The organism is Actinoallomurus iriomotensis (genome assembly GCF_030269445.1).
Taxonomy (GTDB): domain Bacteria; phylum Actinomycetota; class Actinomycetes; order Streptosporangiales; family Streptosporangiaceae; genus Actinoallomurus; species Actinoallomurus iriomotensis.
The window spans coordinates 1-15,287 of the sequence record NZ_BSTJ01000014.1 but is presented as its reverse complement, the minus strand read 5'-3'; the positions used below and the strand labels follow the sequence as shown (position 1 = coordinate 15,287).

Below are 15,287 nucleotides of genomic sequence, written 5' to 3'. Positions count from 1 at the left end.
GCGTCACAGCCCGCCGGCGGCCTGGGCCGTGGCGACGTCGCGGGGATAGGTCCGCCGGCCCAGTAGGAGAATGCCGGCGCTCACCACCAGGGGCACCAGGGTGATGAGGAACGCCCACCGCAGCCCGGTCGCGCTGAGCGCCTTCCCCGTGGACAGCAGGTCGGCGAGGAAACCGAAGGTCACCGGGGCGATGGACTCGGCGGCCATCCGCAGAACCGTGCGTACGCTCTCCGCCCGCCCCCAGAGCCGGAAGGGGACGACGTCGAGCCGGGCGGCGTCCACCGGGGGGTTGGACGCCGCCAGCGCGGCGGCCGCGAGCGTGAACAGAGGCAGGGCGATCGCCACGGACGCGGTCAGCAGCGCCGGGACGAACAGGCCGGCGGAGACGAGGAACGCCGCCGCCGGTACGGTCAGGCGGGCGTCGATCCGTCCGCGGCGGATGAGCCGATCGGCGATGCGCCCGCCGGCGAGCGTACCGGCCAGCGCCCCGGCGCCGACGAGCACGGCCAGGCCGCTGAGGGTTCCCTGGGCGAGGTGGTACTGCCGCTCGACGAAGACGACCCCGAACGTTCGCAGCCCGGCGTAGAAGAAGTAGCCCATCGCCGACGCGGTGATCAGGACGACGTTGGTGGGGATCGCGAGGATGTACCGCGTCACCTCCCAGATCGACATCCGCGCCGGGTCGCGCCGGAGGAGACGGGCGGGGTCGGGCGCCACGGAACCGTCGCGCAACGCCGACCGCGCCGGATCGGGCGGCCGCGCGTCACCCTCTCGTACGCCGGAGGGGTGACCGCCGCGCGCCGGTTCCGGCAGCTTCCGCCGGATCACCACGATGAGCGCGATGCCGGTGAGGCCGAGCGCCCAGAACGCCGATCGCCAGCCCAGCACCCGGCCGAGATTCCCGCCGACCAGCAGGCCGGCGCCCGCGCCGAGCAGCTCGCCGCTCAGGATGAAGCCGTAGATCCGCGCGCGTTCGGCGGACGGGAAGTAGTCGCCGACCAGCGACGCGAGCGTCGGGCCCGCCGTGGCGGTGGCGGCCCCGAGCACGAGCCGGGCCGGCAGCAGCCAGGCGAACGAGCCGGCGAACCCGCCGGCCACCGTCGCCAGGCTCCAGACGGCGATGCTCACGGCCAGCAGACCGGTCCGCCGGACCCGGTCGGTGAGAATGCCGACGGGGATCGCCGCGAGGCCGCCCATCGCGGAGGAGACGGCGATCAGTGAACCGAGCTCGGTGTTGGACAGGTGGAGGCTCTGCTTGAGCTCCGGCCCGAGGGCGCCGACCGTGCCCTTGTCCGCGGAGTCGAGCGCCAGCACGCACGCGAGAATGGCGATCACCCGCAACCTGGCCGGACCGCCCACGGCCCGCAGGAGCCACCGTCTCCCCGCCTCGCCCCACCGGTGCATGATCATCTGAACCGGTGGGTGCGTTTTCCATGCTCAGGGCATACCCCGTCCGCCGCGGCGAACGGGAGAAGCGCTTGAGCGGGTTCTCCGGCGTTTCCCGGCTCACCAGGGAAGAACGACGCAGCCGTTGGGCCCGGCATCGCCGGGGTAGGCGCTGAAGGCGCCGCCCGCCGCGCCGTCTTCGCCCTTGCCGCTGTCGGACCAGCGGGTGACCGCAACCGGGGAGCCCGTTCCCGCCCTCGCCGCCGACACTGCCGGGCTTGAGGCTCGGCGCGTCACCCGAGCAACCGCTCCTGACACGGTTCGGGAGGCCGTCGGCCTCCGTCGCGCTCAGAGTTCCCGCACTCGATGTGGGCGGATGATCGCCGAGGGGGCAGGTTCCGCTGTACGGCGGCTCGCCTGCGTTCGACCCGGTCGACGCCGCATTACGGTTTTCCACATCGCTTAGCGTAGTCACTGGGTTACCGCTAGTATCCTTGCTCATGCCCCCCTCAAGTAAGCATGAGGTTATCTGCGAGATGTTTCGCAGCCGCCCAGAGCTGGCCGCCGAGATCGTCGGTGGCGCACTCGGCCTTTCCCTTCCTCGCTACCGTGAGGCCCGGCTCAGATCCGAGAGCGTCACGGACGATCGGCTCGCCGAGTTACGCGCCGACGCGGTGGTCGAGTACTGGGAGGCGAAGAGGAGCTTCGCCGTGATCGTCGAAGTCCAGGGCCGCGATGATGAGGACAAGCCCTACAGCTGGCCGTTCTATCTCATGGGTCTGCGGTATCGCCTGAAGTGCCCGGTCAAGCTGCTGGTGGTCTGCCCCGCGCGCGCCACCGCGGCGTGGGCCTCACGCACGATCGATCTCGGCCATCCGGGAATGACGCTGAAACCGATCGTTCTCGGCCCCGAGCAGATCCCCCAGGTGGTCGAGCCGGAAGAGGCCGTCCGCACCCCGGAACTCGCCGTGCTGTCGGCCCTGGCGCATGGCGCCCGACCGGGCGGGGAAAAGACCCTTGAGCCGCTCGTCGACGCTTACGGAGTGCTCGATGACGATCACCGGGCGCTCTACCATGATGTTGTATCGGCAGTGCTTCCGCAGGCCGCCCAGCACTACCTGGAGACGCTGATGAAGCTCAAGAACTACGAGTACCAGAGCGAGTTCGCCCGCCACTACTTCGGCGAAGGCGAAGCCAAAGGCAAGGCGGAGGGCAAGGCGGAGGGCAAGGCGGAGGGTAAGGCCGAGGGGGCGGTCGAGGCGGTGGCCAAGACCATCTTGAAGGTGCTGTCGGCGCGTGGTGTCTGTGTTTCGCCTGACGTCCGCGCTCGCATCATCGGGTGCGGTGACCTTGCTCAGCTGGAGGAGCTGGCTGAGCGCGCGGCCGTCGTCTCCACGGCGGCGGAGATCTTCGACTGACCTTTCGGGGTGGTCGGGCGCGGCCGGCGAGGTGACGTCCGCGCTCGGCTGGCCGTTACCGGACTTGCCTGACATCCGCACCTTGCCTTTCATTACTGGCGAGTAAAACTGGCGATGTGTCCGTTGTCTTGCGTGGTCGTGACGACCAACTCGCCGTACTGGAGGACCTGCTCGCAAGGGCCCGGGCCGGGCGGGGTGGGGCGCTCTCCGTCCTGGCCGAGCCCGGCATGGGGAAGACCGCCCTGCTCGAATGGGCCGTCCACCGGGCAGGCCCGGACCTTCGGACGCTCGGTATCCGCGGGATCCGGCAGGAGTCGTCGCTCGCGCTCGCCGGGCTGCATCGCCTGCTCGGGCCCGTCGCGGACCGGATCGGGTGCCTGCCCGGCCGTCAGGCCGAGGTGCTTCGCCGCGTGTTCGACGGGGACGGCACCGCCGACGCGTTCACGCTCTGCACCGCCGTGCACGCCCTGCTGGCCCGGGCCGCAGGCGACGGGCCCCTCCTGTGCTGGATCGACGACGTGCACTGGCTCGACCGCCCGTCGCTCGACGCGATGGCGTTCGCCGCGCGCCGGCTCGGTGACGCGCCGGTGGTGATGCTGTTCGCCGCGCACAACGAGCACGTGACCACGCCCGAGCGCGACCGGCTCGCCGGGATTCCCCGGCTGCCGCTGCCGCCGCTGGATGAGACCGCGAGCACGCAGGTCCTCGCCGACCGGTGCCTCATCGGCGTCACCGAGGACCTGGCGGCGGGGCTGACCGAGCTGACCGGAGGCAACCCGCTCGCGCTCGTCGAGATGGCCGCGGCGCTGACGCCCGGCCAGCTCTCCGGGGACGAACCGCCTCCGGAGACGCTGCCGCCGGGGAGCCGGCTGCGGGCCGTGTACCGGCGGAGGTTCTTCCGCCTGTCGCCCGACGCGCGCCGGCTGGCGCTGCTCGCCGTCGCCGACGATCGTCTCGACGGCCGGACGCTGACCAGGGCCGCCGCGGTCGCCCGCCTGGACCTGCGCGAGCTGGAGGCGGTACGCGCATGGGGGCTGGTACGGGTGGACGGCGAGTCGATCACGGTGCCGAGCCCGGTGATCCGCGGCGCCCTGTACGCCGACGCGCCCCTGTGCGAGCGGAACGCCGTGCACGAGCTGCTGGCGAGCGTGCTCGACGACGACCGGCAGCGGGCCCGGCGGGTCTGGCACCGGGCCGCGCTGGCCTGCGAGGCGAACGACGCGCTCGCCGCCGAGCTGTGCGCGGCGGCGGCCGAGGCCGGCGCGGCCGGGCGGTACACCGACTCCTCGCGCGCCTGGCAGCGGGCCGCGACTCTGACCCGCGACCCGGACGAGCAGGCGAACGTACTGCTCGCGGCGGCGACGGACGCGTGGCTGGCCGGGCGGAGCAGGCGCGCACGCTCCCTGGTCCGGCGGCTCGCGCCCGCGGCGCGGCAGGGACCGCTCCGCGGCCGCGCCGACCTGCTGCGCGGCGAGATCGAGCTGCGCGACGGCCGGCCGGCCGCCGGCCGTCGGCTGCTCCTCGACGCGGCGGACCGGCTGGCCGGTCACGACCGCCGCAGCGCGGTGGTGGCGCTGGCGTACGCGGGCGAGGCGAGTTGCCTGAACGGTGACCTGCGCCGGTACCTGGCGATCGCGGAGCGCGCCGCGGCCCTGCGCGGCCGGCACGAGCCGCCCGACACCGAGCTGCTCTTCGCCCATTTCGAGGGCATGTCCGCGACCTACCGCGGCCGCCATCAGGAGGCGGTCGAGCCGCTGCGCCGTACGGTACGGCTGGCGGACGCGACGGACGACTGCGCGGCCAAGGTGTGGGCGGGCATGGCGGCGCAGATGCTCGGCGACGACCAGCGGACGCACGAGCTGGCCGGTGAGGCGGTCCGGCTCAGCATCGGCCCGGACGCCGCCGTGAAGCCGTGGGCGCTGGCCTACCTCGCCCTCGCCGATCTGTGGCTCGGCCGCTATCCCTCCGCCACGGCGCACTCCATGGAAGGCCTCCGGCTGGCCCGCGCCGCCGGTCAGGAGAACCACGCGATCGACCATCTCGCGACGATGGCGCTGCTCGCCGCGCTCCAGGGCGACAAGGACACCGCCCGCGTACGCCTCGACGCCGTGTCGGACGCGGCGGCCCGGCGCGTGCTCGCCCGGCCGGGCGCGTTCACCACCTGGGCGCTCGCCTGCCTGGAGCTGATCGAGGAACGTCCGGCGGACGCCGCGGGGCGCCTCCGGCTCATGAGCCCTCCTTCGTCGGAGGAGTGGCCCGGAGCGCGTGCTTGTCGATTCGCTCGCTCCGACTCGCTCATGGCCCGGACCTGGCACGCCCATCCGGTCGTGCACGTGATGGCGACCCCGCACTTCGTGGAGGCCGCGGTCCGCTGCGACGAGAGGACGGGCGCGCGGCAGGCGCTGGAGGTCTTCGACCGGTGGGCCGCCAGCACGCGCAACGCCGTACGCCTCGCCCTGTCCCACCGCTGCCACGCGCTGCTGGCCGGGGACGACGCCGAGGCGGACGAGCACTTCCGCGAGGCGCTCCGGCTGCACCAGCGCGGCGACTCGGCGTTCGAGATGGCGCGGACGGAGCTGCTGTACGGGCGTCGGCTGCGCCGCGGGCGCAAGCCGCGCGCGGCCCGCGAACACCTGCGCAACGCCCTGCAGATCTTCGAGTACTACGAGGCGGAGCACTGGACCGAGAGCGCGCGCGCCGAACTGCGCGCGGCGGGGGAGACCGCCCCGGCCTCGGTGCCCAAGGGAGCCGAGGAACTCACCACGCAACAGCACCAGATCGCCCGGCTGGCCGCCGAGGGCGCCACCAACCGGGAGATCGCGGCGCGGCTGTTCCTCAGCCACCGCACCGTCGACCACCACCTGCGGAACGTCTTCGTACGGCTCGGCATCCGCTCCCGCGTGGAACTGGCGCGGTTCTTCAGCTGAGCCCCTCGGACTGGTGATTTCGCCGATGCGCCGCGCCGGGCGCCGGATGAGACTTCGGCCATCCGTCCCAGTCCCCCAGCCAGGAGGGAACCATGCGCCGATCGCTCGGCACCTTCCTCGCGGCCGTTCTCGCCGCCGTCGCCTGCCTGCTGTCCGCAGGGCAGACGGGCACCGCGAACGCCGCCACCCACGTGCCCGTCGTCTTCGTCCACGGCTACACCGGCAGCGCGTCCAACTGGACCACCGCCGAGGCGGTCTTCGCGGCGGGCGGCTACAGCACCAACGAGATGTTCGCCTACCAGTACAACTGGGCCCAGTCCAACAAGACCAGCGCCGCCGGGCTGGCGACGTACGTTCAGCAGGTCCTGGCCCAGACGGGAGCCTCCCAGGTCGACATCGTGAACCACTCCATGGGCGGACTGGTGAGCGACTGGTACATCAAGGAGCTCGGCGGCCAGCCGTACGTGCGGCACCTCGCCTCCATCGCCGGCGCCAACCACGGCACGACGTACGCCGGCGCCTGCCTGACCAACCCCTCGTGCCAGGAGATGTACCCGGGCTCGTCGTTCATCCAGACCGTGACCTCGGGCGACGAGACGCCGGGCAACACGAAGTACGCGACTTGGTACTCCGCGTGTGACGGCGTGATCATTCCCTACACCAGCACCGAGCTGAACGGCGCGACGAACAACAACGTGGCGTGCCAGACCCACATCGGGTACCTGACCGACACGGTGACCCTCACCGCGGTGCGCACGTTCCTGTCGACCTGACCCCGCCCCCGTGAGAGCCCGGGCCCCGGCACCGCCGGGGCCCGGCACCGTGGTTCACGGGCTGATCGCGAGAGCGAGGAAGGCGGCGAACACGGTCAGGTGCACGCCGCCCTGGAGGAGGGTCGCGCGGCCCGGCACCACGGTCAGGGTCGCGACCGCGACCGTGAGCCCCAGCAGGATCAGGTGCGTGGGGCCCAGACCGAGGACGAGAGGTCCGCTCAGCCAGATCCCGGCCATCGCGATGGCCGGGATGGTGAGCCCGATGCTGGCCATCGCCGACCCGAGGGCGAGGTTGAGGCTGATCTGGATGCGGTCGCGGTACGCCGCGCGTACCGCGGCGATGGTCTCGGGCAGCAGCACGAGCAGCGCGATGACGACGCCCACCACTTTCTGCGGAAGGCCGGCCGCCGCGAGCGCGGACTCGATCGCCGGCGACACCGCCTTGGCCAGTCCCACCACCGCCACCAGGGCCACCAGCAGCAGCACGATGCTCGACAGCGTACGGCGCGCCGAGGGACGGGCGAGGTGCTCTTCGGCGCCCGTCGCGGCGTCCTGCGGGGGCAGGAAGTAGTCGCGATGGCGGACGGTCTGGGTCAGCACGAACAGGGCGTACAGCGCCAGGGAGGCCACCGCCGCGAAGGCGAGCTGGCCCGGGCTGGCCGTCGGGCCGGGACGGGTGGTGGTGAACGTCGGCAGCGCCAGGCTGAGCGTCGCGAGCGCCGCGACCGTGGCCAGCGCGGCGCCGATGCCCTCCGCGTTGAACGCCACCACCCGGTGGCGTACGGTCCCGATCACCAGGGCGATGCCCACGATGCCGTTACAGGTGATCATCACGGCGGCGAACACCGTGTCGCGGGCGAGTGACTCCGTCTTCCTGCCCCCGGAGATCATCAGTGCCACGATCAGCGCCACCTCGATCACCGTGACGGCGACCGCGAGGACCAGCGAGCCGAACGGCTCACCGACGCGATGCGACACGACCTCCGCGTGATGCACGGCCGCCAGGACCGAGACGGCCAGGACCACCCCCACCCCGATGGCGACCGCCGGTGACACGGCGCGTCCCCAGACGAGGGACAGCACGGCGACCGCGAGTATCGGAGCGAGCCAGGTCCAGTGCGCCGCCCACGACCTCACGCGTGGGCGCCACACGACCCGGTTCCGCTACCGATCACCTGCGGAAGCGTACGCCGCCGGGCGACGCGGACCAGCGGCCACGGACGACTCGGGACGACCCGGACAAGCGACAACGTGACCGGCGATAAGCCCCCAGCGGCTCGGCAAGCGGAAGGCGCGACTAGGGGATCGGTGCCTCGCCGACCGCGGCCAGCAGCTGGATCGGGAATTCCGGGTCGGCCTGTGCGACGGTGAGGGCGACCCATCGGCCGGACTCGGGCCGCCGCCACAGGAGCATCGTGCTGCTGAGCATGCACAACTGGTTGATCGGCTCTGGGACCGGGTCCGGCGCGGGAGGCGTCCGGCGGCCGAGCCGATCGATGACCGGTCGCTGGACGAGTCCCCTCTCCAGGTACGGCGACAGATCGACCGGCTCCGGCTCGCCCCAGCGCTCCGTCAACGCGGCAACGAGTGCCTGGAAGGCGGCGTCGATCTCCTCCTCGGCCGCCTCCACGACATCCTCACCACGGTCATCCCAGAAGTCCTGGCTGGCCTGGAGAACCTGCACGTGATGGCCCGGGCCGCTGCGCCGATCGCCGTCCCGCACGTCCTCCTGCGGGAAGGGGCGGGCGAGGAGGTCATCGAGGATGGCCTCCGGATTCTCCGCTGTCACGCCGGGAGCATAGACGAGCCGGTGAGCGCTAGATGATCGGCATGGTCACGGCGATCGGCCAGGCGAGCAGGACGCCGCCGACGACGGCGGTCAGCCATGCCGGTGCCCGGACCGCGCGCAGGGCCGCGGCCTGGACGCCCTGCCAGACCAGCAGTCCGGCCAGCAGCGGCGCCACCAGCAGGACGAACGACGACGCGGCGCCGACGAGCGCGGCGACTCCGAGGCCGGCCAGGGCGCCTCCCGCGATCCAGGCGTGGATCAGGATCGCGGCTCGCCGGCCGTACCCGCCGCACAGGGCCTCGATCCCGCCGAAGAACGCCGTCGCGCACGCGGCGATCGGGAGGAGCGCCCAGGCTCGCGGCCCGACCGGAACGGCGTGCGCCCAGCCGAGCTGGGCCGGTACGGCGAAGGAGACCACCGTCAGCGCCACCAGGACCACGGCCGCCACGACCGACGACCGGCCGGCGCGGGTCACGCCGGTGCGCCCGGTGAACAGTGCGGTGGCCAGGAGCACCACGCCGATGACCCCGAAGAACCCGGCGACCGGGGCGGCCACCGCGAGCGGCAGCAGGCCGCGCGGGACCACCGCCATCACCGGCACCGCCGCCAGGACGGCGCCCGCCGGCACCCCGAGCGCGAGCGGAAGCGGGACCCGGCGGCGTTCGCGACCGGACGCCACAGGCCGCAGGACGGCCGCGGCGATCGCGCCGAAGCTCAGCACCGCGGCCAGATGCAGCAGCATCGCGGAACCGGCGCGCCACACAGGTCGGAGGCCTGCCCCGTGCGGCCCGCCGGAGGAGGAACCGAGCGTCCCGTCGAACCAGGTCGCGACCTCGCGGTGGGTGCGCGGGTGGAACAGGACGCCGACGTGCTCGACACCGGGGACGAGCACCGCCCGGCGAGCGGTGCCGGCGCGGGGATCACCGTACGTGACGCCGGCGCGTCCCCGCGGGTAGGCGGCCCGCAGCGCGCCGAGGGCGCCGTCGCGGAACCCGGCGAACTCCAGACCCCCGGCGAGCAGGAGCAGGTTCCGCGGGCGCGCCGCGGATCCGGTCGATGACGTCGGCCCCTGGGAGATCGACACCGTGGCGCTGATCTCCGGGTGCGCGGTGGCGTACCGCAGGACCGCGGCGGCGCCCATCGAGTGGCCGAGCAGGCCGATCCGCGCGGCGTCCACCCACGGCATGGAGCGCAGGTGACCGACGGCGATGTCCAGGTCGCGGTCGAGCCGCGCGTCGGCGGCGAGGCCGTCGCCCGCGCCCGGCAGCCGGGCGGTGCTCGCCCCGTGTCCCGCCAGGTCCACCAGCTCCACGGCGTACCCGCGACGCGCGAGCGTGTCCGCGAACCCTCGCATGAGCTGCCTGCTCGCGGCCAGACCGTGCGCGACCACCACGCCGGGCAGCCGGCCCGTCGCCCCCGCCGGCCGGACCACCTCCAGCGGCACCCCGGCCACCGCGGTGGAGTGCCGCTCGACGCCCCGGTCCGCGGTGGCCAGGCCGGCCGCGCCGATCGCGGCGCACACCAGGGCGAGCAGCAGGGCCACGACGCGGAGCGCCGGTCGCCGCTCGGCACGCGGCCGGACGTCTTCCACGGTCCGCACGATTCGCTCCCTGCCGGTCGAGGCCGACGACGATCATCCCGCCGCAGGCGGTCGTCCGTACGCGAAACGCTTCGACCGTCGTGGAACCGTCCTGCGCCTAACGTGCGGAGATACGGCCCGACCAGGGAGGACTGACGATGAGTGAGCACACGCCCGGGATTCCCGGCTACACCTACGGCACCGATGAGGCCGCGCGGTCGCCGCTGAGCCTGGAGGACCTGGAGCGGCTGAAGGCGGTGGCCGGGCTCACGCCGGAGGACGAGGAGGCCCTGCGCGAGGCCGCCGGGATCCTCGCCGGGCAGGCCGGCGACATGGTCACCGCGTGGCGCGCCCGGCTCGGCGAGCTGTCGTTCATGCGGCCCTACTCGGGTCACCCGGACGGGACGCCCAACCCGGAGTACGGCGCCGCGAGCAAGCCGAGGTTCGACCGCTTCATCATCGACGCCTGCACCCGCCCGCTGGACCGGGACTGGCTGAACTATCAGCACGAGATCGGCCTGCGCCACACCCGCGCCAAGAAGAACCGGACCGACCACGCCGACTCGCTCGACCACATTCCGATGCGTTACCTGCTCGCCTTCACCGCCGTCGTGATCACCACGGCACGCGAGTACCTCGCCGCCACGGGGGCCACCGCCGAGCGGGTCGACCGGATGCACGCGGCCTTCACCAAGTCCGTCATGCTCCACGTCACCGTGTGGACCCGGGCCTGCACCGGCGCCGCCGGCTGGTGACGCGAGCCCGCCTGTACGTGGCCTGTACGGGAGTCTGTACGCCGCCTTCCTACCGTCACAGCGGAATCGCCGGACGAAGGGAACCGCTCATGAACACCGGACTCGCAGAGCTCGACCTCATCCCCGACAACCGTGGCCTGGTGGACGCCGCCGCGCCGGTGAAGACGACCACGGTGGTGGCCGCCGCGCCGGTCAAGACGACCACCGTGGTCGCCGCGCCGGTGAAGACGACGACGGTGGTGGCCGCCGCGCCGGTCAAGACGACCACCGTGGTCGCCGCGCCGGTGAAGACGACGACGGTGGTGGCCGCCGCGCCGGTCAAGACGACCACCGTGGTCGCCGCGCCGGTGAAGACGACGACGGTGGTGGCCGCCGCGCCGGTGAAGACCACGACGGTGGTCGCCGCCGCGCGCTAGCGGACGCGAGAGGCCGGGGCGCCGGGCCAGGGCGCCCCGGCTCGTGCTGGTCCACTCACGGCGGAACGGAGTCTCTCGTTGAGCGGTGCGCGCGGTGCCCTGTACGCGGCGGAGCTCCAGGCGGCGGAGACCGTCCTGGAGACGGCCGTCGCCGAGTCCTTCCCATCACCGCCCGGCGAACCCGCGGCGGACCGCCTGCGCGCCGCGCGCGACGCGCTCGCGCGGCAGCTCGACCGTACGGTCCTGCCCGTCGTCTGCCACGAGCTGACCCTGGCACGCGAGGCGGGCGCCCTCTCCGGCCGGACGCCGGTCGAACGGTACGAGGACTTCTGGGCGCGGGGACGGCTGACCCCCGAGCTGCTGGCCGACCGGTACCCGGTCGTGGCCGCGGGCCTGTCCGTGATCGCGTCGACCGGCGCCGCGACCATCGCCCACGCGGTCCGGCGCCTCGCCGCCGACCTGCCGGAACTCCTCGCGGCCGGCATCGAGCAGCCCAATCACCGCCCGTACGGACCGCGGTCGGTCACGCCGGTCGGCAGCGACCGCCACGCCGGTGGCGGGCAGGTCGTCGCGTTCGTCCTGCGGAGCGGCCGGCGGGTGTACTACAAGCCGGTGCCGCTCGCGGCCACGATCCTGCTGCACGACTTCGCGGACCTGCTCGACCTTCCCGACGAGCTGCGGCTGCGGCGTCCGGCGGTGGTGACGCGCGGGACGTACGGCTGGCAGGAGGAGGCCCGGTTCGCGCCCTGCGCGAGTGCCGCGGAGGTCCGGCGGTACTGGGCGCGGTGCGGTGTCCTGCTGGCGGTCTGCTGCCTGCTGAACTTCACCGACGGCCACTTCGAGAACCTGGTCGCCTGCGGCGAGCACCCCGTGCTGGTGGACACCGAGACGCTGCTGCAGAACTACTCCTGGCGCAACCCGAGCGGGCGGCTGGAGTCGGTGGTCGACACCGGGCTGGTGCAGCACGCCGACCCGGACGCGCCCGGCCGGGGCGCGTTCTCGGCCTTCCAGGTGCTCGGCGGCGCGCGGCAGTACTCGCTCGACCCGGTCCCGGCCGGCGACGGAACCGACACGATGACCGTCGGCTTCAGCCGGCTCGGGCACGAGCCGCCCGTGAACCTGCCCGTGCTGGAGGGCAGGTTCCAGCCCGCGGCCGGCCACCTGCAGGAGCTCCTCACCGGGTTCCGCGCGGTCTTCGCCCGGTGCCGCGAGCGACGGGCAGCGATCCTCGCCGACGGCGCCTTCTGGGACCGGGTCGCCGCGCAGGAGAGCCGCCAGATCATCCGCGAGACCGCGTACTACACCCGGCTGCTGCGCCTGGCCGAGCAGCCCGCGTACGCGACCTCGCGCGACGGCGTCGCGGCGGAGCTGGCCCGCCGCCTGGAGACGCCCGAAGGGTCCCGGTACGACGCGCTCGTCGCCGATGAGGTGAGCGCGCTGCTCGCCCACGACGTTCCGTACTTCCGGCATCCGGTGTCCGGCACGGCGCTGCGGGCGCACACCCGTACGCACCCGGCGTTCTTCCGTACCTCGGCGCTGAGCCAGGTGCGCGCGAACATCGCGGACCTGGGCGAGGAGTTCGCCGCCGCGCAGGCGGCGTTCCTCACCGAGCACCTGAGCACCCCGCCCGACGACGTGTCGCTGAGCCCGGACGACGTCCGGCTCCTCGGCGACCGGCTCACTCCCACCCCGACCGGATTGGCGTGACCATGGAACTGGCGCCGATGACGCTGCGCACGACCGGCCCGCGTACCCCGCGTTACGCCGTCTGGGACTGGACCTGTCCCTCGCTGACCCAGGAGGCGGCCTGGCACGCCGCGCTGCGTGCCATCCGCGCGCAGGAGGAGGGCCGGACCGGTGGCCGGGTCACGTGGACGGTGCTCGACGGCCGGGTGGTCGACACCCGGCGGCACGAGGACGGTGCGGCGCTGCCCGCCGAGGACGACGACGGCTTCGCGGGCTGGTACGCCCGCGTGGAGGCCGCGTACGGGTCCGGCACGCCCGTGCTGTTCTACGCGCGCGACCTCGCCCGCCACGACCGCGACCTGTTCGAGGTCGTTCTGTCGGCGATCGGCGGCTCACCGGACGCGTTCCCGCTGCCGCGCAACCGTCTTGACGTCGAGGTCTTCGGCGGCGACTACCGCCGTACGCCCGGCGGTGTGCACCGGGAGTACTCGGTGAACCGGCACTTCGTGCTCGCCGGCACGAAGGCGATGCACATGTGGCCCGGGGACGACTGGATCCCGGCCGGAGCCGAGCGCCGGCACACCACCGGGTTTCTGCCGGGCGTCGGCGAGGAACACCTGTCCCTGCCGGATCCGGCCGCCGCCGACGCGTCGAGCCGCGTGCTACGCGCGTCAGCCGGGCAGGTGTTCGCCTGGGTGAACGGCCTGTGGCACATCGGCGAGACGGAGGGACCGGCCGTCGGCCTCAACCTGGCCTCCTACATGGCGTCGTTCGACGCCGACGAGGCGCCGTTCACGCTGGAGGCGACGGAGGAAGGCCGGGTGACACGGGACTGGGTGGAGGCGTACCGGTCCTACCTCGACACGCCGTACGGCGCGCCGCCCGGCTCCGACGCGGCGCTGGCCGCCGCGTCCGCGTTCGGCATCGAGGGCGCACCGCCCCGTACACCGGCCGGTGAGCCGCCGGCGAAGGTCGTGGCCGTCACCCACGCGCCCCTGCTGTGGTGTGCCGAGGAGGACCACGTCACGGTCGCGACGCACGGCCGGTCCGCGCGGTTCGCCGCGACGGTGGCCTCCTGGCTCGCCGAGGTCGGACGGCTGCCGGTGGGCGGCTCCTGCGAGGTCCCGTCCGGCGCCGCGCACTGCGCCCTCGCGGCGTGGCTGGTCGCGGGCTCCGCCGTCGCCGGGGCGTGAGCGCCGGTGCCAGGTCGGCGCGTACGGCGTTCCGGCTGCTGCTGTGGGCACGGACGATCTCGGCGCTCAGCGACTTCATGGTGCCGGCCGCGCTGGCCATCGCGATCGTGGACCGGGGCGGTACGCCGGGCGAGCTGGGGCTGGTGCTGGCGTGCGCGCTCGTGCCGAAGGTCGTGCTCCTGCCGTTCGGCGGCGCGCTGGCCGACCGGTTCGACGCCCGGCGGGCCGCCATCGCCGCCGACGCCGTACGGGTGGTCACCCAGGCGCTCATCGCCCTGGAACTGACCGCCTCGTCGCCCGACGTCGCGGTCATCGCGGGCGCGCAGGTGGTGGCGGGCTCGGCCGCCGCCTGCTCACTGCCCACCACGTGGCCGCTGCTCATCGCCGTGGTGCCGCCGCCCGAACGGCAGCGCGCCAACTCGCTGCTGAGCATCGGACGCAGCGTCGCCCTGCTGCTCGGCCCGACGATCGCCGGCACGCTGATCCTCACCACGGGGCCCGCCGCGGTGTTCGTCATCGACGCGTCGGCGTTCGCGGCCGGGGCCGCGCTCCTGTCGCGGGTGCGGACCGGCCGTACCGGGCACGCCGGCCGGTCGCTGTGGGCGGACCTGCGCGCCGGGTGGGCCGAGGTGCGCGCCCGCGACTGGTACTGGACGAGCCTGGTGGCACACGCGTCGTGGAACTTCGCCTCGGGCGTCCTGGTGACGATCGGCCCCTCGGTCGTCATCCACCGGATGGGCGGCCGGACCGTGTGGGTGGTCCTGCTCCAGGCAGGCGGGATCGGGCTGCTCGCCGGGTCCGCGCTGGCGACGAGGGTCCGGCTGCGCCGCCCGGTGCTGACCGGAAACCTGGGCTTCTGCGTGTACGCCGCGCCGCTGCTGCTGCTCGCGGCCGGGGCGACCGCACCCGTGGTGATCGGCGCGTACGGGGTGGCGATGGCACTCGCGGGGTTGATGGACCCGATCTGGGACAGCACCGTGCAGGCCCTCATGCCCGAGCACGTCCTCGCCCGCGTCACCGCCTACGAGCTGGTGCTGTCGCTCGGCGCGCAGCCGCTCGGCGTGGCCCTGGCCCCGACACTGGCCGCGGCGACCGGCCCGGGCGTTCCGCTCGTCGCCACGGCGGCGATCGTGGCGGCGACCTGCGCCGGCACGGCCGCGGTCCCCGGCGTACGGCGTCTGCGCGTTGACGCGCTCTAGGGGCCTGTCTCAAAGCCCCGCTGTCCTACTGCGCGGCGCCCAGACGACGCCTCGCCGCGTTGTCGTCGGTCGCCAGCCAACACCAGGCTGACTCCCTCCTCCGCCTTGCGACGCGCCGCCTGGACGCCGCTCGCTACGGACGGGGACTTCGAGACAGGCCCTAGTA

General features: G+C 73.6%; 12 protein-coding genes. 8 read left to right on the top strand and 4 right to left on the bottom strand.

From position 1 onward, the window contains the following. Positions 1-3 precede the first annotated feature (3 nt). Positions 4-1,335 (bottom strand): MFS transporter, encoded by a 1,332-nt coding sequence (locus tag QSK37_RS42455; protein ID WP_285632971.1) that lies wholly within the window; start codon positions 1,333-1,335, stop codon positions 4-6. A 587-nt stretch (positions 1,336-1,922) separates the two neighbouring features. On the opposite strand from QSK37_RS42455, the gene QSK37_RS42450 reads away from it, so the two are divergent. From QSK37_RS42450 to QSK37_RS42440, 3 genes are all read left to right on the top strand, one after another. Then, complete coding sequence (locus QSK37_RS42450) at positions 1,923-2,804, top strand: RpnC/YadD family protein (RefSeq protein WP_285632968.1); 882 nt, start codon at positions 1,923-1,925, stop codon at positions 2,802-2,804. 116 nt (positions 2,805-2,920) lie between these two features. Continuing rightward, positions 2,921-5,731, top strand: a complete 2,811-nt coding sequence (locus QSK37_RS42445; protein WP_285632965.1) for an AAA family ATPase — start codon at positions 2,921-2,923, stop codon at positions 5,729-5,731. Positions 5,732-5,823: 92 nt separating this feature from the next. Next, positions 5,824-6,504, top strand: coding sequence for an esterase/lipase family protein (locus tag QSK37_RS42440; protein ID WP_285632962.1), 681 nt, complete (start codon positions 5,824-5,826; stop codon positions 6,502-6,504). Between the two features lie 54 nt (positions 6,505-6,558). Here the strand turns inward: QSK37_RS42440 and QSK37_RS42435 are convergent, their stop codons facing one another. The 3 genes from QSK37_RS42435 to QSK37_RS42425 all read right to left on the bottom strand — a co-directional run bounded on the left by QSK37_RS42435 (position 6,559) and on the right by QSK37_RS42425 (position 9,893). Then, a complete protein-coding gene (locus QSK37_RS42435) occupies positions 6,559-7,641 on the bottom strand; it encodes a calcium:cation antiporter (protein WP_285632959.1) in 1,083 nt (360 codons plus the stop codon). A gap of 160 nt (positions 7,642-7,801) precedes the next feature. Then, entirely contained in the window at positions 7,802-8,293 is a 492-nt protein-coding gene (locus QSK37_RS42430) for a hypothetical protein (protein ID WP_285632956.1), read from the bottom strand. Between the two features lie 28 nt (positions 8,294-8,321). Beyond that, positions 8,322-9,893 (bottom strand): alpha/beta fold hydrolase, encoded by a 1,572-nt coding sequence (locus QSK37_RS42425; protein WP_285632953.1) that lies wholly within the window; start codon positions 9,891-9,893, stop codon positions 8,322-8,324. Positions 9,894-10,030: 137 nt separating this feature from the next. Between QSK37_RS42425 and QSK37_RS42420 the strand changes: the two genes are divergently transcribed. The 5 genes from QSK37_RS42420 to QSK37_RS42400 all read left to right on the top strand — a co-directional run bounded on the left by QSK37_RS42420 (position 10,031) and on the right by QSK37_RS42400 (position 15,121). Continuing rightward, the gene (locus QSK37_RS42420) at positions 10,031-10,627 is read left to right on the top strand and encodes a protoglobin domain-containing protein (RefSeq protein ID WP_285632951.1); all 597 of its coding nucleotides are present in this window, start codon (positions 10,031-10,033) and stop codon (positions 10,625-10,627) included. Between the two features lie 89 nt (positions 10,628-10,716). Continuing rightward, positions 10,717-11,043, top strand: coding sequence for a hypothetical protein (locus QSK37_RS42415; RefSeq protein ID WP_285632950.1), 327 nt, complete (start codon positions 10,717-10,719; stop codon positions 11,041-11,043). Positions 11,044-11,121: 78 nt separating this feature from the next. Then, on the top strand, positions 11,122-12,750 hold the full coding sequence (locus tag QSK37_RS42410) for a DUF4135 domain-containing protein (protein WP_285632948.1): 1,629 nt from the start codon (positions 11,122-11,124) through the stop codon (positions 12,748-12,750). After that, a complete protein-coding gene (locus QSK37_RS42405) occupies positions 12,747-13,922 on the top strand; it encodes a hypothetical protein (protein ID WP_285632946.1) in 1,176 nt (391 codons plus the stop codon). Before QSK37_RS42410 ends, QSK37_RS42405 begins: the two co-directional genes overlap by 4 nt. Further along, a complete protein-coding gene (locus QSK37_RS42400; RefSeq protein WP_285577914.1) occupies positions 13,919-15,121 on the top strand; it encodes an MFS transporter in 1,203 nt (400 codons plus the stop codon). The genes QSK37_RS42405 and QSK37_RS42400 overlap by 4 nt, the downstream gene beginning before the upstream one ends. Positions 15,122-15,287: the final 166 nt, after the last annotated feature.